At 60.7% G+C, this 639-nt stretch carries 2 protein-coding genes; both read right to left on the reverse strand.

Annotated features, from left to right (window positions below; genetic code table 11):
- Positions 1 to 4: 4 nt before the first annotated feature.
- Entirely contained in the window at positions 5 to 196 is a 192-nt protein-coding gene (locus IGW04_RS25520) for a hypothetical protein (RefSeq protein WP_194715898.1), read from the reverse strand.
- A gap of 86 nt (positions 197 to 282) precedes the next feature.
- Positions 283 to 537 (reverse strand): hypothetical protein, encoded by a 255-nt coding sequence (locus tag IGW04_RS25525; protein WP_194715899.1) that lies wholly within the window; start codon positions 535 to 537, stop codon positions 283 to 285.
- Between the last annotated feature and the right edge of the window lie 102 nt (positions 538 to 639).

Consider the following 639-nt stretch of genomic DNA (forward strand, 5'->3'; position numbering starts at 1 on the left):
CGCGTCACAGCATCGGGATGGACATGGTGGTGCCGTTGGCCCAGGTGCCGATGATGTCGCCGTTCACATAGGTCAGCTTGATGGGCTTTTCCTTGGGCAGCGTGGCCTGGGTCTTCTCGCCGCCGATCACGCGCGCCATCGCGCTGGCGTCGAGTTCGTCGGCATGCTGCAGGTCGTTGATGGTCAGGGTGTTCATACGTGTCTCCTTGTCGGTCATTGAGTTGGCTTGATTGCTGATCATTGCTTGGGCGCCGGGCGCCGCGGCGCCCGGCAAGATGCTGCTTACATCCACTTCGGATAGGGCTTGCCGTAAGTGGTGGAGTGGCTGCTGGCATCCACGTCCACGTCCAGGTTCGACTGCGTCACGACCGGGGAAAACACGCCGACCTGGGTATTGGCGCCGCCCTTGCCGCCGAGGACGCCGGCCTGGTTGAAGTCGCCGATCTGGGACAGGTTGGCATTGAAGCCGCCGCTGATGGCAGCCATTTGTTGCGCGTCGAGGGAAGTGGCGACAGCCAGGTCTTTGATGTTCAGCATGATGAAACTCCTTGAAGGTGGTTGGTTTGGGTTGGTGAGCTTTTGTCTGGGCTCGCTATCCCTATTGCATAGCCCGTGCCAGGTCGCTCAATCGCGGGAAAA

The organism is Noviherbaspirillum soli (genome assembly GCF_015352955.1).
Lineage (GTDB): Bacteria > Pseudomonadota > Gammaproteobacteria > Burkholderiales > Burkholderiaceae_D > Noviherbaspirillum_A > Noviherbaspirillum_A soli.